We start from the raw sequence: 20080 nt of genomic DNA, 5'->3' as shown, positions 1-20080 counted from the left end.
GGTTTTGAAACCACCAGGCACCGGCAGAAGCCAGTCCAATACCCGCGGCAGCTACCACCATGTAAAGCGTCTTGTTTGACATGTTTCAAATCATCTGGAAAGAGACCAACAGCGACCGCAGGAGGCTTTAAAAGAATCAATGTAACAGTCAAGAGACCGAGGCGCTGGCAGAAGTTCAATCACCCAGCTGCTTCCCGGGCTGGGGTCTCAACTCGGCACCCCCCGGTTGGCGAGGGCGTCGGCCCGCTCGTTGCCAGGGTCCCCCGCATGGCCTTTCACCCAGTGCCACTCGATTTGGTGGATGCCGTCGTGCGTCAGGGCGTCCAGTCTTTTCCACAGGTCCGCGTTTTTCACGGGCTGCTTGGCGGCCGTTTTCCAGCCCTTGGTTTTCCAGCCGTGAATCCATTCGGTGATGCCCTTGCGCACGTATTCACTGTCCAGGTACACCGCTACGGTACAGGGCCGCTTCAGGGCCGAGATGCCCTCGATCACTGCCATCAGTTCCATGCGGTTGTTGGTGGTTTCGCGTTCACCGCCCCACAGTTCTTTTTCATGACCGCCCGCCTTCAGGAACACACCCCACCCACCAGGACCGGGGTTGCCCTTGCAGGCCCCGTCGGTATAGATCACCACATGATTCAATCAAAAACTCCAAAAAAACAGAAAAGGTATGGGCCACCCGCAGCCGACCCCAGGCACCTCCGCGCCAGGGTTTGATCAGTGGCGGTTGGTGACCACGGCGGTGGCCGAGGCCGTCGCACGCCGGGGTTTCCAGGCAGGCCCGAGCAGGCGCACGCCACGCACCCGCTTCACCGCCACAACGAAATACACCGCACCGAAAATGGGCCACCAGCGGGGCCCTGCGGTGTCCATCCATGCGGTGCGCTGCAGCCATTTTTCGGTTTTCACCGCAGGTCGGTAGCAGCCGTAGCGGTCAGACTCTACTTCAAAACCGAGCAGGCTCAGCCAGTCACGCAACCGCCACGGGCCGATGAAATCCCCAGCCTCGGGCAGGTACAGCGGTGTGGCGTCAGCCCCCGACAGCCCCAGCCGTGCGCCCAGCCGGCCCCGCCCTTGCCGCAGGCCCCACAGGCTGGCTGGATTGAACCCCGAGATCACCACCCTGCCCTCGGGTACCAGCACACGTTCCACCTCCCGCAAAACCTGGTGCGGATCGGCGCTGAGTTCCAGCGTGTGGGGCAGCACCACCAGATCCAGGCTCGCCGCTGGAAATGGCAGCGCCGCGGCATCGGTGATCAAGGCCACGCGGCGCACAGGCTTGTCGTGCTCTACGCTGTCCACCAAGCGAGCACCTTCCTCACTGATCAGGCTTCCGTTCAACGTCGGGCCCAGCGGAACCCCTTCTTCGGGCAGCGCCAGCCAGCGGTGGGGCATGCGGTTCGCGCGCAATGCATCCAACTCACACAAACCGAGCTGCAGCGCGTTGTAACCAAACAGGTCTGCCACCGCCAGATCAAACTGTGCATGCTCCCAGCCCAGCAGGTACTGCCCCGGCGCGGTTTGAAGCCAGCCGCCCAGCGCGCCGGGTGACAGGTCGCCAAGTCCTTCGGGGTGTTCGGGGTTCAAGGTGCTGACTCTCCTGTGGTTGCCGTCACGCTGACATGACTACAGACAGTCCTGCGGCTTTCTGCGCGAAAGATACGGTGCATGCTCGATAGAACGGGCCTGAACCGCCACAGGTTTGTTGATCTACATATGCCTGAGGAAAAACCCGTCCACAGGACGGTTCCGGTGTTCCACACACAAGATACCGTCTGCGATACTCCGTATTTTGCGGCTTCCGTGAGTTTTCCGTTTCTGTGACGGCTGTTTTTTTAATCCTAAACACCGCGTATTTACATGCAACTGCTGCCCATACCTGCCTTCACCGACAACTACATCTGGGTGTTGCACGATGCGCAGCGCGCACTGGTCGTGGACCCCGGCGAGGCCGAAGGCGTGCTGCATTGGTTGAAGCAGCAGCGTGTGCAACTCGACACCATCCTGATCACCCACCACCATGCAGACCACACCGGCGGCGTGGCAGCATTGCGGCAAGCCACGGGAGCGCGGGTGATTGGCCCCACGGCAGAGCAAATGCCTGAGCCCCTGCAACGGGTGGACGACGGCGAAGTTGTCACGGTCCTCGGCCTGCCGTTTCATGTGATCAAGGTGCCTGGTCACACGGCGGGACACGTGGCATTTTTCTGTCCGAACGTCGATGGTGCGCCTCTGGTGTTTTGCGGCGACACGCTCTTCTCAGGGGGCTGCGGCCGCCTGTTTGAGGGCACCCCGGCACAGATGCTGGCGTCGCTGGACCGCTTGAGCCGCCTGCCCGACGCCACCCAGGTCTGTTGCACCCACGAGTACACGCTGTCCAACCTGAAGTTTGCTCAAGCGGTCGAGCCGTTCAACGCCGAGCTGAAGGCCTACTTGGCCCGGTGCCAGCAGCTGCGCGCACAGAACTTTCCAACGCTTCCCAGCTCCATCAGGGTCGAGAAGCAGATCAACCCCTTCCTTCGCAGCCGTGAGGCCACCGTTCGCCAAGCGGCAGCCACCCACGAGCCCCTTGCATCCACCGACGACGCAGGCGTATTCGCCACGCTTCGGACTTGGAAAAACGATTTCAGATGACCCACACCCTGCTTTTTTCCTGCCCTGCCTTGCTCACACCCACCGCCCCCCTGGAGCGTACGACACCCCAAACCGATCGATCTTCACGGGTCACAGCGCGAGGCCCCAAAGCTGGCCTGCTGGGCCTGGCCATTCTGGTATTGAGTGGTTGCGCCACGGTCGGCCAGGATGTCGGCAGCCTGCCCACCGATGGCGTGCGTGCCGCCAGCGAAGCCAACCGGCAAAGACCTCGGTCGCTGGCGGCCAGCGAGCCAGGCGCCCCGCTCAGCGCCATCGGTATCGCCAACACCAGCCTGCCATCGGTGGTCACGCTGGCCGCACCTTCCGACTTATGGGACCGGATACGTCGCGGATTGTCCATGCCCGATCTGGACACCGACCTGGTGCGCGACCGTGAGCAGTGGTACGCCAGCAGGCCCGACTACATCCAGCGCATGACCGAGCGGTCCAGTCGGTACCTGTTCCACATCGTTGAAGAAATCGAGCGGCGCAACATGCCCATGGAACTGGCGCTGCTGCCGTTCATTGAGAGTGCGTTCAACCCGCAGGCGGTTTCCAGCGCGCGGGCCGCTGGCATGTGGCAGTTCATGCCAGCCACCGGTGAGTCGTTCGACCTCAAGCAGAATATTTTTCGTGATGACCGGCGCGACGTACTGGCCTCAACCCGCGCCGCGCTGGACTACCTGCAGCAACTGCACAACCGCTTTGGTGACTGGCATCTGGCACTGGCGGCCTACAACTGGGGGCAAGGCAACGTCAGTCGGGCCATCACCCGCAACCAGCGCGAAGGCCTGCCGACCCGCTACACCGACCTGAACATGCCGATGGAAACGCGCATGTACGTACCCAAGTTGCAAGCGGTGAAAAACATCATTGCCAGACCGGAAGCGTTTCGCACCCAGCTGCCTCTGATCGGTAACCATCCATTCTTTGACACCGTGACCCTGGACCGCGACATGGACGTGGCCGTCATCGCCCGCCTCTCAGGGATCAGCGAACAAGACTTCCGCGCGCTCAACCCGTCATTGAAGCACCCGGTGGTGATGGCGGCAGGCACACCCAATATTTTGTTGCCGTGGGACAGCGCGGCGGTGTTTCAAAGCAAACTTCAAACCCACGGTGGCCAGCTGGCCAGCTGGACCGCCTGGGTGGTCCCCAGCACCATGACGGCGGCACAAGCGGCCGATCGCGTGGGGATGAGCGAAAGTGAGTTGCGCAGCATCAACAGCATTCCTCCACGGATGCTCGTTCGTGCCGGCTCCAGCTTGCTCGTGCAGCGCTCCGGCCAGCACAACAACGACGTGTCGATGCATGTGGCCGACAACGGCCACCTGAGTCTGCAGCCCGAAGTGATTTTGAAGCGCACCTCGGTGCGCGCTCGCAAGGGTGAAAATCTGGCTCAACTGGCCGACCGCTATGGCGTGAGTCCGGTCAGCGCGGCAGGCTGGAACAAACTCGCGGTCAACGCTCGGCTAAAGCCCGGTCAGCGCATTACCCTGATGCTGCCGCAGCGCGCCGCGATGATCCTGGCATCTGCCCCGGTGAAGAAAGCGGAGGGCATCGAAGAAAAAACGAATAAAAAACCTCGAAAAACAATCGCTGACACGAAAAAAACCGGCCAAGCCGCACCACAGAAAGATAAAAAAACCGCAGCCAGAAGCAAGGTCGCACCGGCCGGGAAAACCCCCGCACCCACCGGAAAAACACAACTGGTCAGCAAAAAGGCTGTGACAAAGGTCGCCGCGAGCACCAAGTCGTCCAAACGGCCCTGAGTTTCCGTCGGGCCAGCGCTGGCCCGTTACAGCACTCAAGCCCGGTACTTCGCTTTGGCCTTCCGAGCAAACTCGTTGGTGAAGGTTCGCTCAAGGTCCACCCGCTTCGGCGGACCGGTGTCGTCAAACTGGGCCAGTATGCGTGCCGCGGTAGCCGGTCCCTGTTCAGGCATCAGGCCGTCGGGCGCCCAGGCCTCACGGGCCCGGCTGAAAGCGGCCAGGTACAAGGCGCGATCACCCTGAAAATAACGCTCGGGCACGGCCTTGATGATGTCCGACGGACCGGCGGTCTGCAGCCACTTGAGCGCATGCACCATGGCATCGGTCATGGCCTGGCACAGCCGGGGATGGCTTCCAATGAACTCGGTCGATGCGATCAGGCTGCCCGCAGGCATGGGGCCACCAAACACCTCGGCATTGCCCCGCACGGTGCGGGTATCGGCCACCACGCGCAGCGCACCCCCCTGCTCCAGCGCGGTGATCACCGGGTCGTTGTAGCAGATAGCGTCGATTTTTCCGCCACGAAACGCCTCGACCGCTGACACTGCGTTGGGCAGGCTGATGTACTGCACCTCCTGAGCGCTCAAGCGCGCTCTGGCCAGCAGCAAGCGGGCCACGCGGTGCGACGCCGAGCCTGGCCCCATGATGCCGATCTTTTTACCGCGCAGGTCTCGCAGCTGACGGTAGTAACCCATCGTGTTCTGCGACACGCCCAAAACAATCTGCGGCGCGCGCCCCTGCAACACAAACGATTGAAACGACTGCCCCCTCGCCTGCAAGCTGATGGTGCTGCTGTACCCACCCGAATACAGGTGCGCGGCACCCGACAAGACCGCCTGCACCGACTGATTGGCTTCTGCGAACTCTCGTATCTGCACGTCGAGTCCCTCAGCGCTGAAATACCCCAGGCGCTCAGCAATGGTGAGCGGAAGAAAGCAAAAAGCGGCCTTGTTGTCGACCGCAACCACCACGCGCGCCGCTCCCTGGCGCGGTGCAGGCGCCGGGCTCATTTGCGCGCGGGCACTGGACAGACCACCGCTCAACAGCGCAGAAGCGCACAACCGACACCACCCACGGCGATCCCACATTGCATGTCCCTTTGCTCACTTGTTTTTTGACTTGGAACAAGGTTAAGCGAGCTGGTGCCGTGCCGCATCGGGACGAATCCCGAGCGGGTTTCCACCGAGGGAACATGCAAGCAGACGTTACGCGCAGGTAGGCAGCAGCAGCCCAAGGCGCCCGCCAGGGGCTGCTGCAACCCCGGGACCGCCTCAGGCGAACAAAATGGCGATGTTCACCGCCAGCGCCAGCACCCAGGCCAGGGTGCGTGCGGTGGCCATGTCGGCCACGTACATCATGATGTAAAGCAAACGCAACACAACAAACAGAAAGGCCAGCACGTCCAACCGCGTCTGGTAAGCACCGAGCTGATGGGCAATGATCACGGCGCCGATGAAAAAAGGCAGAGCCTCAAAGCTGTTGGCCTGTGCCGCGTTGGCCCGTGCACGCCAGCTTTGCTGGTTGGCCAGCCAGGCACGCGGGTTGTTGTTGTCAAAACCTCCCGCCCCGCGCGGCTTTGAAAACGTGCCCCATTTGGCCAAGCCTGCACAAAAAATAGGCAGCAAAGCCGCCACCAGAACGGCCCAGTAGGCGACGGTCAATCCAGCCAGTTTCATCGGGGTTTTTCCTGAAAAAAGGGGTCTCTCAGCGGCGATCGACCAAAGCATGGGCGATGGTACCCAGGTCCACATACTCCAGTTCGCTGCCCACCGGCACGCCCCGCGCCAACCGGGTCACCTGCACCGCGCGCCCCTTGAGCGCCTGCGCGATCACATGTGCTGTGGTCTCTCCTTCGGCGGTGAAATTGGTGGCCAAAATCACTTCGTGGACCTCACAAGGTATGTCGCCTGCGGTGGCTTGTGCCAAGGCGCCGTCCTCTGGTTCATCGCTCTCGTCCTGTGGAGCCAGCGCGTCGATGCGGTCAAAAAGTTTTTGCAAACCAATGTCCCGCGGGCCCACCCCATCCAAGGGGCTGAGCTTGCCCATGAGCACGAAGTACAACCCTTTGTACGCGCCGGTACGCTCCATGGCGGCCTGATCGGCGGGACTTTCCACCACACAGAGCAGGCTGCGGTCCCGCCGTGGATCACGGCAGGTAGGGCAGACATCGTCTTCGGTAAAGGTGTGGCACAACGCACAATGCTTCACGTTCGACGCCGCGTGCTGCAGTGCCTGCGCGAGCTGCAACGCACCCTCGCGGTCGTGCTGCAACATGTGAAAGGCCATGCGCTGAGCCGATTTCACACCGACCCCCGGCAAGCGGCGCAAGGCCTGGACCAGCAGTTCTAACGAGTGAATTTCGGCCATGAAATTTTTCTTGTGTGTGGCCACGCCAAGTTGTCGCGCCACCAGCCGTCAATGGAAATGGCACGAAGCAAGCTGGTTCGGTCAGACCACCGAAGCGAGTGTCGACGGCTTGCAGCCAGCCCAGAAGCGGCGCGCCGCCCCGACTTGAAGCCGCACAACTTGGTTTAGAAAGGAAACTTCATGCCGCCAGGCAGGCCCGGCATACCCGCCGTCAACTTGCCCATTTTTTCATTGGACGTTTCTTCGGCTTTGCGCACAGCCGCGTTGAACGCTGCGGCGACGAGGTCTTCCAGCATGTCTTTGTCGTCGGCCAGCAGGCTGGGGTCGATGGTGACGCGCTTGACGTCGTGCTTGCAAGTCATCAGCACTTTCACCAGGCCAGCGCCCGATTCCCCGGTCACTTCAATGAACGCAAGTTCGTCCTGGGCCTTCTTCAGGTTGTCCTGCATGGCCTGGGCCTGCTTCATGAGACCGGCGAGTTGTCCTTTGTTGAACATGGTTTTCCTTTGGGTTTGAATTCAAGAGACGAATAAATGGGATCTGAAGCGATCAGGCGGCCAGGGGCTTGATCGAACCGGGCACGATTTTGCCGCCAAAGTCGCGCATCATGGTTTGCACGAACGGATCACCCAGAATGTGGGCCTCGGCTTCACGATGGCGCCGGGCCGCTTCGGCGGCCACCCGCAGCGCAGGCGAGTCGGTCACCGTGCCGATTTCGACCGCCAGGCGCACCTCGTGCCCAATTGTTTGCAGGGCCACGGACAAGCGCTCTCGGGCGTTGGCTTGGTTGAGCGTTTCGCGCTCGACGCGCAGCACCCACTGGCCGGCATCGCGTGCCACCAGCTGCGACTGCAAGGCCAATTCGCGCACCAAGGCGCCAATGGTCTCAGCGCGCACCAGCTGCATGATGGCGTCAAACCAGAAATCGCCCTCGGCCGTCGTCACCGGTGCGGCCTGAACCGCTGTTGGCTCAGCGGCGTCCCGCACACGCGGCTGGTCCAGCCGGCCAGGCTCCCCCGCGTCGCGCACGGGGATGGCCACCACGCGGCGTGAGGTCTGCACGCTTTCTTCCCAGGGCGGCCCTTCGTCTTCTGGCACCTGGGGTGCGGCCAACGGAGGGGTAGCGCGCTGGTGCGTCGGTGTTGGTGTTGGTGTTGGTGTTGGTGTTGGTATAGGCACAGCAGCCACAACCACCGGTTCTGCCGTCTTGGGCGCCACAGTTGGCTCTGAGGGTGCAGGCGCCGCAGCGGCTGGGCGCTGGGTCTGTTCCGTGGCTGGCTGGCTAGCGGCTGGCGCTGCCGGAGGCTGCGCTGGGAAATTCAGAGTTTTTTTTTCAGCCAAGGCGCCTGAGGCAGCGGCCGAGGGCTTGAAAGCCAACAGGCGCAACAGCACCATGGTGAGCGCCGCGTATTCGTCGGGCGCCAGTCCCAGTTCACCGCGGCCGTGCAGACACAGGCTGTAGAGCAACTGGGTTTCGTCGGCGGGCAGCGTTTGCGCCAGCCGCATGATCTCGGCCGCGTCCGGGTCTTCCAGTTCAGACGCTTCGGCACGGCCCGGCACCGCCTGCAGCACCGCCATGCGCTGCAGCACGCTGGTCATTTCTTCCAGGGTGGAAGCCGCGTTCAAGCCGTTCAGGCGCAGGGTGTCGATGGTGTCCACCACGGTGGCGCCGTCGCCCCTGGCCAGCGCGTCGATCAGGCGCAACACATACGAGCGGTCCACGGCACCCAGCATCTGGCGCACCGTGGCTTCTTGCAGTTGCCCGCCGCCAAACGCAATGGCCTGGTCGGTGAGCGACAACGCGTCGCGCATGGAGCCGCGCGCTGCGCACGAAATCAGCCGCAGCGCCTGCACTTCGGAGGCCACGTTTTCGGCCTGCAGCACCTGCTGCAAGTGTTCCAGCACCGTCTCAGGCGCCATGGGCCGCAAATTGAACTGCAGACAGCGCGACAACACCGTGACCGGCACCTTCTGCGGGTCGGTCGTGGCCAGCACAAATTTCAGGTATTCCGGTGGCTCTTCCAGCGTTTTCAACATGGCGTTGAACGCCGTGTTGGTCAGCATGTGCACCTCGTCGATCATGAAAACCTTGAAGCGGCCCTGCACCGGCTTGTAAACCGCTTGCTCCAGCAGCGCCTGCACCTCGTCAACACCCCGGTTGGAGGCTGCGTCCAGCTCGGTGTAGTCCACGAATCGGCCGGTGTCGATGTCGGTGCAGGCCTGGCACACACCACAAGGTTCGGCGGTGATGCCGCCTTGGCCATCGGCGCCCAGGCAGTTGAGCGACTTCGCCAGAATGCGAGACACCGTGGTTTTGCCCACGCCGCGTGTGCCGGTGAACAGGTAAGCGTGGTGCAGGCGCTGGGTGGTCAGTGCGTTGGACAAGGCCTGAACCACATGGCCCTGCCCCACCATTTCGGTGAAATTGCGCGGGCGGTATTTGCGGGCCAGGACGACATAAGACATGGCCGCCATTCTAAGGCGCCGCCGCGTGCGCCCCGGTGAGTCGACGACCGACCGCACGCAAGCGCGCGTTCGAGGCAAAGCGCCGCCGCTTCGCCTACAATAGTTCCTGACGGGCCTTCCCGCATGGTGAAGCGGCCAACCGGGTCAGGTGGGGAACCAAGCAGCCCTAACTGTGGAGCCAGTGCCGGGGTCAAGGCTCGTCACCTTATTCTTTCTCTGAAATACCCACACCATTCTGGGTGAGCGTGCGCAGGGCTTTTTCGTCCAGCGTCTCACGCCTCAGCAGCTCACGCGCACAGCGTTCGAGTACATCCCTTTTTTCCTCCAGCAAGGCCGTTGCGCGGTCAAACCCGGTCATCACGATCTGGCGCACGGCCGCGTCGATGTGTTGCTGCGTGTCCTGGCTGGGCTGCCAACCGCTGGGCATGAGGCCAGGCACGTCCAGAAAGGGTTGGCGCTGGGCCTCGTAAGTGACGTAGCCGAGCGACTCGACCATGCCGTAGCGGGTGGCCATGTCGCGGGCAATGTCGGTGACTTTGGCGAGGTCGTCTGCAGCCCCGGTGGACAGCTGGCCAAACACCAGCTTTTCAGCCGCGCGCCCACCCAGCAGCACCATGATTTTGTGCTCCAGCTCTTGCGCGGTCATGAGAAAGCGGTCTTCGGTGGGCCGCTGGATGGTGTAGCCCAGCGCACCGACGCCGCGCGGAATGATGGACACCTTGTGCACCCTGTCGGTGCCGGGCAGGCTCATGGCCACCAGCGCATGGCCCATCTCGTGGTAGGCGACCACCTCTCGTTCGCGCGGGTTGAGCACGCGGTTTTTCTTCTCAAGCCCGGCCACGATGCGTTCCACCGCGGTGGTGAAGTCCACCAGCGCCACTTCGGGTGCGTTGCGCCGGGTGGCAGCCAGGGCGGCTTCGTTGCACAGGTTGGCCAGGTCGGCACCCGAAAAACCGGTGGTGAGTTGCGCCACCTGCTCCAGGTCCACTTGTGGGGCAAGCCGGATTTTCTTGATGTGAACTTTCAAAATTTGCACACGACCAAGCTTGTCCGGTCGGTCCACCAGCACCTGCCGGTCAAACCGACCGGCGCGCAACAGGGCCGGGTCCAGCACCTCAGGGCGGTTGGTTGCGGCCAGCAAAACCAGGCCCGAAGAACTGTCAAAACCATCCAGCTCGGCCAGCAGCTGGTTCAGCGTCTGCTCGCGCTCGTCGTGGCCGCCAATGGGCGACACGGCGCCCCGTGCACGGCCCAAGGCATCGAGTTCGTCAATGAAAATGATGGCCGGCGCCCTGGACCGCGCCTGCTCAAACAGGTCGCGCACCCGGGCCGCCCCCACGCCCACAAACATCTCTACAAATTCACTGCCTGAAATGCTGAAGAAGGGCACGCCCGCTTCGCCCGCCACGGCCTTGGCCAGCAGGGTTTTGCCCGTGCCTGGCGGGCCGACCAGCAACACGCCTTTGGGCAAACGCGCACCCAGACGCCCACGGCCCTGAGGGTCTTTCAGAAAGGCCACGATTTCCTGCAGCTCGGCCTTGGCTTCGTCCACGCCGGCCACGTCGGCAAAGGTGACGCCGGTGTCGCGTTCCACATACACCTTGGCGTGGCTCTTGCCGATGCTCATGAAACTGCCCATGCCGCCGCCGGGTTTGTCCAGCAGGCGCCGGATCAGGAAAAACCACACACCAAAAAACACCAGGGCGGGCAGCACCCAAGACAACAGGTCGCGCAGCAGGGTACTTTCAATGACGCGGGTGTAGGGCACATCAAAAGCCGCAAGGCGCGCGGCGAGGTCGGTTTCAACCCGGTTGGCCACGATCACGGTTTTGCCGCCGGGCTCGGGCGACTTGAGCTTGCCGGTGATGGTGGTGTCGCCCACCGTCACTTCGGCCACGCGCCCTTCTTTCAGCGCTTGCTCAAACTGGCTGTAGGGCACGGGCTCCACGGTGCGCGCAGCCTGCCAGGTGGACTGTATCCACACCAGTGCCAACAGTGCCAGCAACCAGTAACCCACGTTCAAAGGCGTCTTGGGGTCGGCTGGCATGGGTTGGGCTCCTGTCTCGGGGTAAAGGCAAGTGAAACGGGCGGTAAAAAACCACCGAAATCATCTTACCCAGCCCAGGGCGCCAAGAGCCCAACGGCAGCCGTCAGCGCTGGACCTTTCAAGCCTGGCGCTGAGCGGTATCAATCAGAACGCATCGATCTTCAGGTTTTGCTGCTTGACCACCTGCTTCCAGCCTTCAAAGTCTTTCAGCAAAAACGCCTCCAGTGCGGCGGGTGTACCGGTGGCAGGCTCCAGCGCATCCAGCGCCAGACGGGCCTTCACGTCGGGCCGTTCAACCACCACCGCCAGGGCCGCGTTGAGGGTCTGCACCACCGACGCGGGCGTGCCACGCGGCGCCACCAGTGCGAAGTAGTTCAACACGTTGAAGCCTGGCAGGCCGGCTTCTTCCATGCTGGGAACCTGGGGCAGCGCGCTGGAACGGCGCTGGCTGGTCACCGCCAGCGCTTTCAGGCGCCCGTCGCGGATGTAAGGTGCGAGCGCCGGAATGGTTCCGGTCAGCAGTTGGATTTCACCGGACAGAGCGTCCACGGTGGCGGGCGCGATGCCGCGGTAGGGAATGTGCGTGATGTAGGTGCCAGTGCGTGCCTTGAGCGACTCCAGCACCAGGTGGTTCACGCCGCCCACACCGGCAGACCCGTAGTTGAGCGCACCCGGGCGCTGGCGCGCCAACGCCAGCAGCTCGGGCAAAGTGTTGGCAGGCAATGCGTTGTTGGCGACCCAGACCAGGGGCCCTTGCGCGATCATGCCGACCGGTACAAACCCGGTCAGGGGGTGGTACCCCGCCGCCGGCAGGGCCGCGGCCACCGTGGTGAACGGCGCAGCAGCCAGCAGCAAGGTGTGACCATCGGGGGCGCTTTGGGCCACGGCTTGCGCACCCAGGGCGCCCGAGGCACCCACCCGGTTTTCCACCACCACCGGGGTTTTGAGCAACTCGGCGAGCTTGCCAGCCACCAGCCGCCCCATGGTGTCGGTACCGGCGCCGGGGGCAAACGGCACAACGATCTTGATGGGGCGTTCTGGAAAAGCGGCAGCGAGGCCGGGCGGCCCGGCGAGGCCGATCGCACCCAAGACCATGCACTGGAGCCATGTGCGCCGCACTGAGGGTTTGAAAAACATGCACCAACTCCTGAAAAAAAGACCGCGTGACGATATTTCAGAGCTTATGCAGTCAGGGTGACGCCCCGATGACATGCCAAACCACCTATGCAGCCACACCTTTTAGCCAGGCCGCCGCGCCCTGCCCCGCCACCACGCCGCTAGCGAGGCAGGCGGTGAGCAAATAGCCGCCGGTGGGGGCTTCCCAGTCGAGCATTTCGCCGGCACAAAACACGCCGGGCCGCGCTGCCACCATCAGCGCGGCGTCCAGCGCGGGCCATTGCACGCCGCCGGCGGTGCTGATGGCTTCGTCGATCGGCCGCGCCGCCACCACCCGAACGGGCAGCGCCTTGATCGCGGCGGCCAGCCGCGGGGCGTCGTGCAAGGTGTCTTTGTCCAGCAGCTCGTTGAGCAGCGCCATCTTGATGCCGTCCAGACCCAGCCGGCTTTTGAGGTGGGCCGACAGGCTGCGCGATCCGCGCGGGTGGGCCACCTGCGCCAACACGTATTCAGCGCGGCGGTCGGGCAACAAATCAAGCTCAAACGTGGCGCTGCCGTGTTGGGCAATGGCGTCTCGCAGCAGGCTGGACACGGCGTACACCAGGCTGCCCTCGACGCCGGTGGCGGTGGCCACAAACTCGCCCCGGCGCTCAAAAATCTGCCCGTCGCTCGCCGCAAAGCGGATCGCCACCGACTTGAACGGCTGACCTGCAAAGCGGGTGGCAAAGAAAGGACTCCAGCCCGCTGCCGTGCCGTGCACCGGAGAGCCCGCCACGTCAAAGCCGCAGTTGCTGGGCTGCAGGGGCGCCACGGGTATGCCTGCCGACTGCAGCCAGGGCACCCAGGCGCCGTCCGAGCCCAGCCGCGCCCAACTGGCACCGCCCAGCGCGAGCACGGTGGCACGCGCCTGCACGGTCAGTGGGCCTTGCGGCGTTTGAAAGCGGGCTTGCTTGGCGTCCGCGCCGTGCCAGCCCAGCCAGCGGTGCCGCATATGAAACTGCACCGGCACACCGCCGCCTTGTGGGTGGCGTAACCGATGCAACCAGGCGCGCAAGAGGGGCGCCGCTTTCATGTCGGTGGGAAACACCCGCTGTGAGCTGCCCACAAAGGTTTCAATGCCCAGGCCAGAAGCCCAGTCGCGCACCGCCTGCGGGCCAAAGGCTTCCAGCAGCGGCCGAATGGCCTCTGCGCGTGGGCCATACCGGCCAATGAAAGGCTCCAGCGGTTCGGCGTGGGTCAGGTTCATGCCGCCTTTGCCAGCCAGCAAAAATTTGCGGCCCACAGACGGCATGGCGTCAAACACATGCACCGCCAGGCCGGCACGGCTGAGCACTTCGGCGGCCATCAGACCGGCCGGGCCGCCGCCGACGATGGCGACGTCGACCGACAAGCAGGCGGGTTCTTGGGCGGCAGATTCAGGTGAAAACGGGTGTTGACGATCGGTCATGTCGCAAGCATTTCGGGCGTGATTTCCAGCAGCAGGCCCTGGGGGTTGATGAAGGCCAGGCGCACCGCCTCGCCAGGCCGGGTGTCGGCCAGTGCCTGTTGGTAGCGGCGCATTTGCGCCAGCAGCGCGGGCTGGCGTTCGGGGTGTTCGGCGGTTTTGAAGTCGAGCACCCACCAATCGCCCGGCGCCATGGGGGTGCCGCGCCGGCGCACCAGCCGGTCCAGGCGCAGCAGCTCACCTTGGTGAAACAGCTCCACTTCGTTGCCCCAGTGGTCGAGCTGGACGGCGTCCCAGGCCCAGGCGGCCGGGCCCGCCACGATGCGCTGTGCCATGGCCAACGCGTCTTGCGCCTGCGCCAGACTCAGACCAAATTCGCGAGCGGCGGCCTGCACATGGGTGAGCGTCCATTCAAAGCCTGCGACGGGTGTGGGACACCACTGCAGCAAGCGGTGCAAGGCCAGGCCGATGCGGGTGTGCTCGTCAGCAAGCTCTGAGGCTGGCGGTTCGCTGTCGGGCTCCGTCACCCCGCCCGCTGGCGGCACATAGGCCGGCAGGCTGGGCAGCGCGAACTGTGTGGCAACACCCTGTGCAGCGGGGGTAGTCGGCAGCCCATCGGCCGCTTCAGGTGCATCCAGCGGCTGGGCCAGGGGCTGCAGGCGCTGGTACCAGCTGGCGGCGCTGCCGCGCTGGTGCGGCTCGAAGCTGGAGATGACCAGCCGGTGTTCGGCCCGGGTGAGTGCCACGTACAGCGCGTTGAGCTCCTCCAGCGCGCGCGCCTGCTGCTCCACCAGCAACACGCCGGCAGCGCAGGCCGGAGGCGATTTTTCACTGGCCAGAAACACAAAACGGCGCGGTGCAGCGTCTTCGCCCGGCCAGTCCACCAGCACGCCCATGTTGTCACCCTTGGAGGAGCCGGAATCGGTGTCGAGCATGAGCACGGTGTGCGCTTCCAGGCCCTTGGCTCCGTGAATGGTGAGCAGGCGCACAGCGCCCGGCGTCTGGGTGGGCGTGGCTTTGATACCACCGGCCTTGAGCGCGCGCACCAGGCGGTAAGGCGTGAGAAAACGCCCGCCGTCTTGCGCCAGCGAGTGGGCGAGCAGGTCGCGCAACTGGGCCAGCACGGCAGCGCGCTGGCTGGCCGGCACGGTTTGCGCAAACCGTGCCAACACGTCCCCGTGGTCGTACAGCGCCGACAGCGCGTCGTGCGGCGGCAAGCGCTGCACCCAGCCGCGGTACAGCGCCAGGCGCTGGGCCGTGGCCACAAAGTCTGCGCTCTGCGCTGCCGCTACGGCGCTGCTGTGCGCAGGGCGCTGCAGCAAGGCCGCTTGCTCTTCGGCGGGCAGCGCAGCAAAGCGCTGTAACACGTCCCACCACGAGGGCTTGGCGACTGTGAACACCGTGGCCATCGCCCCGGAGACAGCATCCAGCACATCGGTCGCGTCGCCCTGGGCATCACCGCGCACGGTCCAGCGCAGGCGCAAACGCGCCAGCTGAGCCAGTGCGTCGTCGCCCCAGCCAAACAGGGGCGACTTGAGCGCACGGGCCAGGCTCAGGTCGTGCCGGGGCGACACCAGCACGTCGAGCAAGGCCACCAGGTCTTGCACCGCCGGCGCTTCGCAAAGGTCGAGTTTTTCGGGTTGTTCACTGGCAACGCCCCGCTCCAGCAGTGCGGCGTGCATCCAGCCTAGGCGCTCGCGCCGGCGCGACAGCACCATCACGTCGTCGGCCTTGACGCGGCCCGACGCGATTTCGCTGGCGACCCAGTCGGCCGCTTGGCGCGCCTCCAGGGCCGACATGGTGTCTTCCGGGAACACCCTCGGCATGGTCAGGCTGTCGCGCCACACGGGTTCGTCAGCCGCGCCGCGCCCGGGCCGTTCGCGCAGGCTTCGGGCCAGTTGGGGCAGCACCAGGACGGCGCCCGGCTCGGCGCTTTCGGTGGTGTGCTCTCGGTAGTCGCTGCTGTATTCGCCCGCTTGCACCGCCGTCAGCATGGCGGTGTTGAGGGCGCCCACCACGCCTTGCGCGCAGCGGCGGGTGTGGTCGCAACTGAGCAGCGCACCCGCCAGGCCGTCCACCACAAACGCCTGCGCGGCCTTGAACACCTGTGGCTCGGCGCGGCGAAAGCGGTAGATGGATTGCTTGGGATCACCCACCAGAAACACACAGGGCGCCTCACCCGGGCCGGCACCGGCGTAGGCCGACAGCCAGCCATACAGCGCCTGCCACTGCAGCGGGTTGGTGTCCTGAAATTCGTCGATCAACACATGGCGCACCCGGGCATCCAGCCGCTGCTGCATCCAGCCGGACAGCTCGGCATCGCCCAGCAAGCGCAAGGCCGCACCCTCCACATCGTTCATGTCGACCCAGCCGCGCTCGCGCTTGAGTGCGCCGAAAGCGGCCAGCAGCACGCGCGACAGCCGCGCCATGCGCTGGTGGTGTTGCCAGGCCTGGTGCTGGCGCCGGGCGCTGCACAGGTCTTGCAACTCGGGCTCGGCTTCTTGCGCCGCCGCGAACTTGGTGAGGTTGGCGGTAAGCCGGTCTTCCGTGGCCACAAAAAAAGCTTTGCGCAGCAGCGCCAGGCGCTGGGGCATCAGCGAGGGCTCGTCGGCCAGCGCAAACGCATCCACCACGCCTGCCGCAGCCACCTTGGGCGTCTTGTTGGTTTCGCCGCCCAGCGCCTTGGCCCAGGCCAGCCAGCGCTCACGCGCACCGGGCGCCAGCAAAGCGAGCTCGGGCGAGGCCAGACCAGCCCAGCGCGGAAACAGCGCACCAAATGCCTGCACCGACGCTTCCACCACCCCGGCGGCGTCGGCCAGCGCAAACTCAACCCGCTTTTGCAGCGCTTTCTCCAGCGCCTTCAGAGTCTGGTGGCGGCCGTGCTGGGCCACGCTGTCCATAAAGTCGTGCCGGTCGTCCGGGCTGGCGGCCAGAGCGGCATAAAACCGGGGCCACACCAAGGCCACCGCCTGTGCGTCGTCTTCCAGCAGCTCGTATTGGGGCGGCAACTGCAGTTCTTGCAGCACCGACAGGGGCGCCCCGCGCAGCAGCGCAGCAAACCAGCCGTGAAAGGTGCGCACCTGCACCGGGCGGCCGAGCGCGGTCAGGCGCGGGTGCAGGCTGCGGGCCTCTGGCGTGCGGCGCAGCGCGTCGGACTCACTGAGCCCTCGGGCGCGCAGCTCGCCGGCCAGCGCTTCGTCCGACAAACCCGCCCAGCGGCGCAGTTCGGCGTTGAGCCGGTCGCGCATCTCGCCTGACGCTTTCTTGGTGAAGGTGATGGCCAGAATGTCTTGCGGCGCACAGCCGTCGAGCAAAGCACGCAAGATGCGGGACACCAGCATCCAGGTTTTGCCCGCGCCCGCGCACGCTTCCACGGCAATGCTGCGCGCCGGGTCGCAGGCCACGGCGTAAAACGCTTCGCGCAGCACCTGGGCGCCGTTGATGCGGTAAGCGGCTGGCGTCATGGGCCGGTGCTCCAAAAATCCTTGCGGCACAGGCCGCGGGCTGCACAAAAATCACACACCCGGCCTTCGCCCAGCGCGGGCATGGCCTGGCCAGCGGCCACGCGCGCCATGTCGTGCGCCAGGCCGGCCACCAGCGCCTCACGAGCCATCAGCACGTCGGGTTGCTCCACCAGCACGGTGGCGGCGTCCTTGACGTTGTCGCCGCGTTTGTCGGTGATGCTGAGGTAGGCTGCCCGCACGTTTTCGCTGGGCAGCAACGCGGCGTAAAAGGCCAGCTGGGTGTCTTCCAAGGGCTCTTTCACACGCTCCAGGGTTTTGGGGCGGCCTTCGGTTTTGTAGTCAATCACAAACGGAATCGCGCCTTCGGGGCTGTCTTGCTGGTCAATGCGGTCGAGCTTGCCGTACAGCTTCCAGACGCCCGCGTGGGCGGTGAGCGCGGCCTCGGCCTGCTCAAACCGCGGGCCAGCGCGGCCTTCGGTGGCTTCAAAGCCGGCCAGCCAGTCCAGGTAACCGTCGCGCATCGCAGGCCACACGGCCTGGTAGGGCAAAAACCCGGCGCCGCCCTCCCCCGCGTTCAGGCCCATGGCATCGGCCATGGTCTCGCCCAGGCGGTCGAGTTCGGCGCGGTCAGCCGCGGTGCCAGGCCGCGCGTCGCCACGCGCCTCGTGAAACGCCCGCAGCACAGCGTGCAGCCAGTTGCCCATGTCGCGCTGGTCGGGCTCGGCCTCCAGTTCGGCCGCGTCCACCAGACGCAGCTGCCGCAAGGCAAAAAACCGATAGGGGCAGTCGCGCAAGTCCTGGTAGGCGCTGGCTGAAAGGGATTCGGGCAGCACATCGCCCGCCGACGGCTCTGGGGGGTGCTGAGGCTGGGAATACAGCACGCGCTCGGGTCGAGGGTCGGTTGCAGCGCAGGCTTGCGCGGCGGCACCCAGCGGCAGCAAAGCCTGCACCCATGCGCTGGGCAATAGCGCTTCGCCGCGCTCTTGCGTGCGCCACAACACATCGAGCTGCGGCAGTGTCAAGGTAGTCTGCCAGGCCTGCGCGGCCGATTGCGCCAGCACCTCGCGTGCCGGCAAGCCCAGGGCTTCGCGCTGCGCGGGGGTCCATTGCCCGGGCGGTTCCGGGCTCGGATTCAGGTGGGCCTCGTCACACCCCGGCACCACCGTGGCGGCAAATTGGCGCCCCAGCAGCTGCGCCATGGGCAAGATCACCACCGCCGCCGGGCCAGGGCTGAACGGCATGAAGCTCGCGCCCTCCAGCACGTCGCGCACCCAGGCGGTGAACGCCGACAACGACAACCGAGCGCCGGGTTTTGCGCCCGCACGGGCAGCGCGCGGGGTTTCGGCTTCTTGGCCGAGCAGCGCGTCGGCGACCGATTCCAGCTCGTGCGCCGCACCGTCACCCAAGCGCAGCGCCGCCAGCAATTGCTGCCCTGCGGGGTCTTCGGTCAGGGTGTCCCAAAGGCCCACCGCCACCAGTGCGGCGGCCAAGTCTTGCAACCAGCGCACCAGCGGGCGCGCGGGCTGCAGGCCCGACAGCACGGTGACCAACCCTGGCGGCAGCGCAGGCGCAAGACGCTGCGACGCAACCGCCGAACGCCACAGCGACACCTGGGCATCGCGCGCCAGCTGTTCCAGCGCCAGCACCTGCGCTTCGGGCCAGGCACCGGCTTGCTTGAGCATGTCCAGCACATCGTCCATGCGCGCGCGGCCATCCGCAGCGCGCAGCAGGCTCATGAGATGCGCTGCAGCGCGTGTGGTGGACAATTTCCAGCCGGTTTCGTCGCGCACAGCCAAACCTGCGCCCTGCAACATGGCGCTGACGCGCCGGGTCAGCAGCCGGTCGTTGGCCACCAGGGCCACGGGCAACCGCCCCGCATTCGCATGGCCCAGCACGCAGGCGGCTGCACGCTGGGCCTCGTCTTCTGCATCGCCACACGCATGCAAACGCGGTGTGCCAAGTTCAGCTTGCGGTGAGTCGCTGTCGTGCCACTCCAGCAACGCCGCGCGCTCGCTCCAATGGGCCGCCAGCGCGTTGGCCAGCGGGTCCTGTTGAAACCCCTGCAACACCAACAAAGTGTCTGCCACATCTCCCGGCCGAGCCAACGAACCCCACAGCACATCGGTGGCATAAGCCGAGGTGCTCACCCACGCCAGCGCGAGCGAGGCCAGCAAGCCCTCCCAATGCAGCGCCTGCACGCTGCCCTGCGCCAGTGCGTCGCGGCGAGCATCGGCCCAGGCCAGTCGCTGGTCGGGATGCACCGCGGCGGCCAGCGGCGCGAGCTGGCGGGCAGCCTCCACCAGGCGCGCCACCATGACCGAGCGCAGCGAAGCGTCCAGCCGTCCGGCCGCCACGCGGTCGATGAAGGCGGCAGCCACCAGGCTGTCGCGTGCCGTGTCCATGCTCAGGTCGGTTGGTCCCGGCAAAAACGGCTGCAGCGACGAGGCCCAATTGCGGGTGGACTCAAAACGAGGCGAAAACCCACTGGGATGTGCCCGCGCCCAGGCGCGGCGCCCGGCATCCATGAGCTGCGCGTAGGGCACCAGCACCACCGTGCGACCGGCAGCCGACTGCCTGACAGCCATGGCCTGCTCCATGCGTTGCACCAGGGTGTGCCAAGCTCGCGGTGCAGGGTGGTCAACAGGGGAGAAGGCGGGACTGGGAGGCGTCATGGGGCGGGCGTTTCTGTCACAATGGAGCGAGTCGCGCCCCTTGGGGTATGTCCAACGACCTACCCGACTGCGATGCGCGTGCCCAAACTTTAACCTCC

14 protein-coding genes and 1 other RNA gene are annotated in these 20080 nt (G+C 65.2%); 3 read left to right on the top strand and 12 right to left on the bottom strand.

Features of this window, described 5'->3' with window-relative positions; genetic code table 11:
- Positions 1-207 precede the first annotated feature (207 nt).
- Both rnhA and AC4QBL_RS06670 read right to left on the bottom strand, forming a co-directional pair.
- Positions 208-642: a ribonuclease HI gene (gene rnhA / locus AC4QBL_RS06675; RefSeq protein ID WP_472899253.1), complete on the bottom strand. Its 435-nt coding sequence runs from the start codon at positions 640-642 to the stop codon at positions 208-210.
- Positions 643-717: 75 nt separating this feature from the next.
- Positions 718-1539 (bottom strand): class I SAM-dependent methyltransferase, encoded by an 822-nt coding sequence (locus tag AC4QBL_RS06670; RefSeq protein WP_472899305.1) that lies wholly within the window; start codon positions 1537-1539, stop codon positions 718-720.
- A gap of 321 nt (positions 1540-1860) precedes the next feature.
- Here AC4QBL_RS06670 and gloB point away from each other — a divergent pair, with 321 nt between their 5' ends.
- Complete coding sequence (gene gloB, locus AC4QBL_RS06665) at positions 1861-2634, top strand: hydroxyacylglutathione hydrolase (RefSeq protein ID WP_472899252.1); 774 nt, start codon at positions 1861-1863, stop codon at positions 2632-2634.
- Positions 2631-4406, top strand: a complete 1776-nt coding sequence (locus tag AC4QBL_RS06660) for a transglycosylase SLT domain-containing protein (protein WP_472899251.1) — start codon at positions 2631-2633, stop codon at positions 4404-4406. The genes gloB and AC4QBL_RS06660 overlap by 4 nt, the downstream gene beginning before the upstream one ends.
- Before the next feature lie 35 nt (positions 4407-4441).
- On the opposite strand, the gene AC4QBL_RS06655 is transcribed toward AC4QBL_RS06660, so the two are convergent.
- The 5 genes from AC4QBL_RS06655 to dnaX all read right to left on the bottom strand — a co-directional run bounded on the left by AC4QBL_RS06655 (position 4442) and on the right by dnaX (position 9239).
- Positions 4442-5416, bottom strand: coding sequence for an ABC transporter substrate-binding protein (locus tag AC4QBL_RS06655; protein ID WP_472899250.1), 975 nt, complete (start codon positions 5414-5416; stop codon positions 4442-4444).
- 261 nt (positions 5417-5677) lie between these two features.
- A complete protein-coding gene (locus AC4QBL_RS06650) occupies positions 5678-6082 on the bottom strand; it encodes an MAPEG family protein (protein WP_472899249.1) in 405 nt (134 codons plus the stop codon).
- A 28-nt stretch (positions 6083-6110) separates the two neighbouring features.
- On the bottom strand, positions 6111-6773 hold the full coding sequence (locus AC4QBL_RS06645) for a recombination mediator RecR (RefSeq protein ID WP_472899248.1): 663 nt from the start codon (positions 6771-6773) through the stop codon (positions 6111-6113).
- Between the two features lie 164 nt (positions 6774-6937).
- On the bottom strand, positions 6938-7270 hold the full coding sequence (locus tag AC4QBL_RS06640) for a YbaB/EbfC family nucleoid-associated protein (protein ID WP_236965158.1): 333 nt from the start codon (positions 7268-7270) through the stop codon (positions 6938-6940).
- A 52-nt stretch (positions 7271-7322) separates the two neighbouring features.
- On the bottom strand, positions 7323-9239 hold the full coding sequence (dnaX, locus tag AC4QBL_RS06635) for a DNA polymerase III subunit gamma/tau (RefSeq protein WP_472899247.1): 1917 nt from the start codon (positions 9237-9239) through the stop codon (positions 7323-7325).
- 108 nt (positions 9240-9347) lie between these two features.
- Here dnaX and ffs point away from each other — a divergent pair.
- Positions 9348-9444: signal recognition particle sRNA small type (gene ffs / locus AC4QBL_RS06630), an RNA gene on the top strand.
- Here the strand turns inward: ffs and ftsH are convergent.
- The 5 genes from ftsH to AC4QBL_RS06605 form a co-directional block, all read right to left on the bottom strand.
- A complete protein-coding gene (gene ftsH / locus AC4QBL_RS06625) occupies positions 9445-11286 on the bottom strand; it encodes an ATP-dependent zinc metalloprotease FtsH (RefSeq protein ID WP_472899246.1) in 1842 nt (613 codons plus the stop codon).
- 144 nt (positions 11287-11430) lie between these two features.
- Positions 11431-12423: a Bug family tripartite tricarboxylate transporter substrate binding protein gene (locus tag AC4QBL_RS06620; protein ID WP_472899245.1), complete on the bottom strand. Its 993-nt coding sequence runs from the start codon at positions 12421-12423 to the stop codon at positions 11431-11433.
- 85 nt (positions 12424-12508) lie between these two features.
- Positions 12509-13849, bottom strand: a complete 1341-nt coding sequence (locus AC4QBL_RS06615; protein WP_472899244.1) for a TIGR03862 family flavoprotein — start codon at positions 13847-13849, stop codon at positions 12509-12511.
- Complete coding sequence (locus AC4QBL_RS06610) at positions 13846-17310, bottom strand: UvrD-helicase domain-containing protein (RefSeq protein ID WP_472899243.1); 3465 nt, start codon at positions 17308-17310, stop codon at positions 13846-13848. The genes AC4QBL_RS06615 and AC4QBL_RS06610 overlap by 4 nt, the downstream gene beginning before the upstream one ends.
- Entirely contained in the window at positions 17307-19982 is a 2676-nt protein-coding gene (locus AC4QBL_RS06605) for a PD-(D/E)XK nuclease family protein (protein WP_472899242.1), read from the bottom strand. The genes AC4QBL_RS06610 and AC4QBL_RS06605 overlap by 4 nt, the downstream gene beginning before the upstream one ends.
- Positions 19983-20080 lie beyond the last annotated feature (98 nt).

The organism is Hydrogenophaga sp. L99, from assembly GCF_058731905.1.
The sequence above is the reverse complement of the archived record's forward strand: the minus strand, read 5'-3'. Positions and strand labels throughout refer to the sequence as shown.